A 4783-nucleotide genomic window follows, 5' to 3' on the forward strand; every position below is an offset into this window, starting at 1 on the left:
CGACGCCGCGGTTCTGTCGGCGCACAGGCTTCGGTGCACGGCCGCCGAGGAACGAGCGGCGCGGGTCGACGACGAAACCCTGGCGCAGGGCCTCGCGGCCGATGAGCATGCGAAAGCCCATGCTGTCGCGGTTGCTGAGCGTCATTTCGGCGGTGACCGTGCGGCCCATGAGCGTGATGTCCATGAGCACAACGATGCGTTCTTCCGCGTGACCCGACGAGCTGCGCACCGTGCGGCGGTCGTGCACGGGGCACTCGACCACGACAGTGTCGGCGTCGGATCGCTGCCACGGGCGCAGTTTGAAGCGCACGTGTTCGATGCCCGCAGCATCCGTCGCCAGGGTCTCAATGTCGAACGCGTGCACCGATGACGATCGCGCGCCGGTGTCGAGTTTGGCCTTGATCCACGGCACGCCAGCGCTCGGCAACGCAACCCACTCACGCCACCCGGCGATGGTGGTTGAATGGGCGGGCTCAGTCACACCCTCATCTTGTCAGGGGCGCCCCATGAAACTTGCCATTCTCTCGCGTGCCCCGCACTCGTATTCGACCGGGCGACTGCGCGCGGCCGCCGAGCAGCGCGGTCATCGCGTCAAGGTGCTCAACACGCTGCGGTTCGCCGTTGACCTCACCGGGCCCGAGCCTGACCTCAACTACCGCGGCAAGACGCTCTCGACCTACGACGCCGTATTGCCCCGCATCGGCAACTCGATCACCTACTTCGGCACGGCCGTCGTGCGCCAGTTCGAGCAGATGGACGTCTTCACGCCCAACACCGCCAACGGCATCAGCAACGCCCGCGACAAACTGCGCGCCACGCAGATTCTGAGCCGTCATGGCATCGGGATGCCCGCCACGGCGTTCGTGCGCAACCGCGCCGACGTGCGCCCTGCCATCGAACGCGTGGGCGGCGCCCCCGTCGTGATCAAGTTGCTCGAGGGCACCCAGGGAATCGGCGTGATTCTGGCTCCCCAAGCCAAAGTGGCCGAGGCCATCATCGAGACGTTGCACTCGACGAACCAGAACGTGCTGATTCAGCAGTTCATCGCCGAGAGTCGGGGCCGCGACATTCGTGCCCTCGTTGTGGGCGACCGCGTGGTGGCCGCGATGCGCCGCACGGCCGAGGGCGACGAGTTTCGCTCGAACGTGCACCGCGGGGGCTCGGTCGAGGCGGTTTCGCTGAGCCCCGAGTACGAGCGCGCTGCCGTGCGGTCGGCGCAAATCATGGGACTGCGCGTGGCCGGGGTCGACATGCTCGAGGGCAATGAGGGGCCGCTCGTCATGGAGGTCAACTCGTCCCCCGGGCTCGAGGGCATCGAGCGCGCGACGAAGCTCGACGTGGCCGGCGCCATCATCGACTACATCTCGCACGAGGTCGCGTTTCCGGACATCGACGTGCGCCAGCGGCTCTCGGTATCGACGGGGTACGGCGTGGCCGAGCTCGTCGTGCACGCGGGGGCCGAGATTGTTGGGGGCACGTTGGGCGAGTCGGGCATCCTCGATCGCGACATCACGGTGTTGACGCTCAATCGCGGAACGAGCGTGATTCCGAACCCCCGGCGGTCACAAGTGTTGCAAGCCGAAGACCGGCTGCTGTGCTTCGGGCGCATGGAAGAAATGCGGTCGATGACGCCCAGCCGTCGACGTCGCCGCGCCGCGGTGCGCAAACTACCGAAGAGCGCAACGCCGAGCGAGTGACCTCAGTCGGCGGTGGCGTCGGTCGCGTGCGACTCGAGAAAGCGGTAGAGCTCTTGGTCGTCGACACCCGGGAAGGTTCCGCTGGGTAGCGGCGACAGAATGTGCGCGTGCAGTTTGGCACTCGTCCAGACTTTGCCTTGCCAGCGGTGCGCGAGTTCGCCATCGGGGCGCTTACAGCACGCCGGGTCGGGGCACGTCGAGCGATGACGGTTGACCGTGTCGCGGCCACGAAACCACTTGGAATCGGCAAACGGCACCCCGACGGTGATGGAGAACTCGTCCGTCGTGCCCGAACCGATCTGCGTTGACTCCCAGAACGTGCCCTCGGGGGTATCGGTGTATTGGTAGTACTCGGTCGTGCGGTTGGTGCGAGCGAACGCGGCGCGCGCGCTCCACTTTCGACAGACCAACTGGCCCTCGGTTGAGCCCGTGACGTCGACGGGCAGCCGCAGGCCGTCGTTCTCGTAGGCCTTGTAGATCGCTCCGTCGCCGCCCACGCGCGTGAAGTGCACCGTGAGGTCGAGGTGGCTCGTGGCGAGGTTGGTAAACCGCAGGGCGGCCGCCTCGTGCGTCACGCCGAAGGCATCACGAAAATCTTCGACGGCGATGTTGCGGTCGTTCTTGGCCTGGGTGAGAAAGGCCACCGACTGTTCGCGCGGCATGAGGCACGCGGCCGCGAAGTAGTTGATCTCTAGCCGCTGCCGCAGAAACTCGGCATAGCTCGTGGGCACTTCGTGGCCGAGCAACCGGTGGGCAATGGCCTGCAGTGCCATCGAGCGCAAGCCGTGCCCGCCCGGAATCGACGCGGGCGGCAAGTAGATGCGGCCGTTGTCGAGGTCGGTCACCGAGCGAGCCGAGTGGGGCAAGTCGCCGACATAGACGAGCTCGAAGCCAAGCTTCTCGGCCATGAGCCCCACCTCGCGGTGGGTGAGCGCGCCACTCACGTGCCCCGACTCGGCGACGACCTGTTGCGCCAAATCTTCGATCTCGGGCACGTAGTTGTCGACCGTGCGCATGTGCAGCCGCTGGGCCGTGTTGGCGCGGCGGGCTTCTTCAGGGGTCGCAATGGCTTGCCGTTCGCGTTCCAAGAGTGCGCGGTGCAACCCCACCATCGACTCGAGAACATCGTCGGGCATCGACCGGCCGGGGCGCACGGCCGGAAGCCCGAGCGCGGCATAGAGCGGGCTGCGCTGTGCGCGCTCAAGTTCAATCTCGAGGGCGGCTCGCGGTGAGGGCGGCGAGGTGTCGAGCAAGTCACTGAGGGTCGTCCCGAGCTCCGTGGCGATCGCGGTGAGCAACGTGACGCGCGGTTCACGGCGGCCGTTCTCGATGAGCGACAGCTGGCTGCCGGCGACCCCGACGCGATCGCCGAGCTGGTCGAGGGTCAGCCCCGCGGCCGTTCGATAGTGACGGATGCGCTGGCCGAGGGTCGCGAGATCGCTCATGGCGTGACAATAACGTAAGAATCGCAATTCTTTACCAGCTTTCTGGCCAAAACACCGGGTCAGCGACCACCAGCATGGGGATATCACCACTTTTCACCGAGGGAGACCCACCATGACACTGCTCGAGCGCCCCGCCGTCGCCGCCCCCGTCACTCGCGTCGCCTCCCCTGCCGCTCTCGTCGAGCGCCCGGCCGACGTTGCCCGCTGGGTGGCCGCGCAGGCTGAACTGCTCGAGCCTCGCGACATCCACTGGGTCGACGGTTCCACGCGCGAGCGCCACGAACTGTTGCAGTTGCTCGTGGCCAACGGCACGATCGAGCAGCTCAACCCCGACCTTCGCCCCTACTCGTTTCTCGCTCGCTCGGCCGAGAGCGACGTGGCTCGCCTCGAGAGCCGCACGTTCATTTGCACCGAGAACGAAGCCGACGCGGGCCCGACGAACAATTGGCGTGAGCCCGTGGCCATGCGCGCCGAACTCACCGAGGTCTTTCGCGGAAGCATGCGCGGCCGCACGATGTACGTCGTCCCCTTCGCAATGGGCCCCATTGGCTCGCCCATGGCGCGCTTCGGTGTGCAGCTCACCGATTCGCCCTACGTCGTGGTGAGCGTCGGCACGATGACGCGCATGGGCAACCCTGCCCTTGACGCGATCGCTGGCGGAGCATCCTGGGTTCCCGCCGTTCACAGCGTGGGCGCCCCGCTGGCTCCGGGTGAGGCCGACGTCGCCTGGCCGTGTAACGACACGAAGTACATCGTGCAGTTTCCTGAGTCGCGCGAGATCTGGTCATACGGATCGGCCTACGGCGGCAACGCGATCTTGGCGAAGAAGGCTTACGCCTTGCGCATCGCCTCGGTCATGGCTCGCGACGAGGGCTGGCTCGCCGAACACATGCTGCTCGTCAAGGTGACGCCGCCCTCGGGCAAGGCCTACCACTTTGCCGCGGCATTCCCCAGCGCGTGCGGCAAGACCAACATGGCCATGATGACCCCGAGTCTTCCCGGCTGGAAGGTCGAGACCATCGGCGATGACATTGCGTGGCTCTGGATCGGGGCAGACGGCCGCCTTCGCGCGATCAACCCCGAGGCCGGCTTCTTTGGCGTGGCACCCGGAACGGGCATGCGCACGAACCCCACGGCAATCGACTCGCTGTGGGGCAACACGATCTTCACCAACGTCGCCCGCACCGACGACGGCGACGTGTGGTGGGAAGGACTGACTGACGAGAAGCCCGCGCGCCTCACCGACTGGCGCGGCGAAGCGTGGACTCCGGCGAGCGGTCGCCCCGCCGCCCACCCCAACTCACGGTTTACCGTGTCGGCCCGGCAATGCCCCGCGATTGCGGAGGACTGGGACGACCCGGAAGGCGTCGTTATCGACGCCATCATCTTCGGCGGCCGCCGAGCCAGCAACGTGCCCTTGGTGGTAGAGGCGCGCGACTGGGATCACGGTGTCTTTATGGGCGCCACGATCGCTTCCGAGCAGACGGCGGCCGCCGAAGGCACTGTCGGCGAGCTGCGCCGCGACCCGTTCGCGATGCTGCCCTTCGCCGGGTACAACATGGCCGACTACTTTGCGCACTGGCTCGACTTCGGCCGTCGCTTGCGCCGGTCGGCCCGCGTGCCGCGCGTGTTTCAGGTCAA

At 66.9% G+C, this 4783-nt stretch carries 4 protein-coding genes; 2 read left to right on the forward strand and 2 right to left on the reverse strand.

Annotated features, from left to right (window positions below; all coding sequences use genetic code 11):
• The coding region (locus tag SFU54_RS05650; RefSeq protein WP_319015320.1) for an ATP-dependent zinc protease at positions 1–481 on the reverse strand (481 nt) is incomplete at its 3' end.
• Positions 482–506: 25 nt separating this feature from the next.
• Between SFU54_RS05650 and SFU54_RS05655 the strand changes: the two genes are divergently transcribed.
• Positions 507–1697, forward strand: coding sequence for a RimK family alpha-L-glutamate ligase (locus SFU54_RS05655; RefSeq protein ID WP_319015321.1), 1191 nt, complete (start codon positions 507–509; stop codon positions 1695–1697).
• Positions 1698–1699: 2 nt separating this feature from the next.
• On the opposite strand, the gene SFU54_RS05660 is transcribed toward SFU54_RS05655, so the two are convergent.
• Positions 1700–3142 carry a helix-turn-helix domain-containing protein gene (locus tag SFU54_RS05660; RefSeq protein ID WP_319015322.1) on the reverse strand — a complete coding sequence of 481 codons (1443 nt, stop codon included), beginning with the start codon at positions 3140–3142 and terminating at the stop codon, positions 1700–1702.
• A 112-nt stretch (positions 3143–3254) separates the two neighbouring features.
• On the opposite strand from SFU54_RS05660, the gene SFU54_RS05665 reads away from it, so the two are divergent.
• A partial coding sequence (locus tag SFU54_RS05665; protein ID WP_319015323.1) for a phosphoenolpyruvate carboxykinase (GTP) occupies positions 3255–4783 on the forward strand: 1529 nt, incomplete at its 3' end.

Origin of the sequence: Microcella sp., assembly GCF_033763155.1 — a bacterium.
Lineage (GTDB): Bacteria > Actinomycetota > Actinomycetes > Actinomycetales > Microbacteriaceae > Microcella.

What these genes read in the sequence shown, in the direction of transcription:
- SFU54_RS05655 (WP_319015321.1), top strand. Translation starts at nt 507, where the DNA reads ATGAAACTTGCCATTCTCTCGCGTGCCCCGCACTCGTATTCGACCGGG.
- SFU54_RS05660 (WP_319015322.1), bottom strand. Translation starts at nt 3,142, where the DNA reads ATGAGCGATCTCGCGACCCTCGGCCAGCGCATCCGTCACTATCGAACG.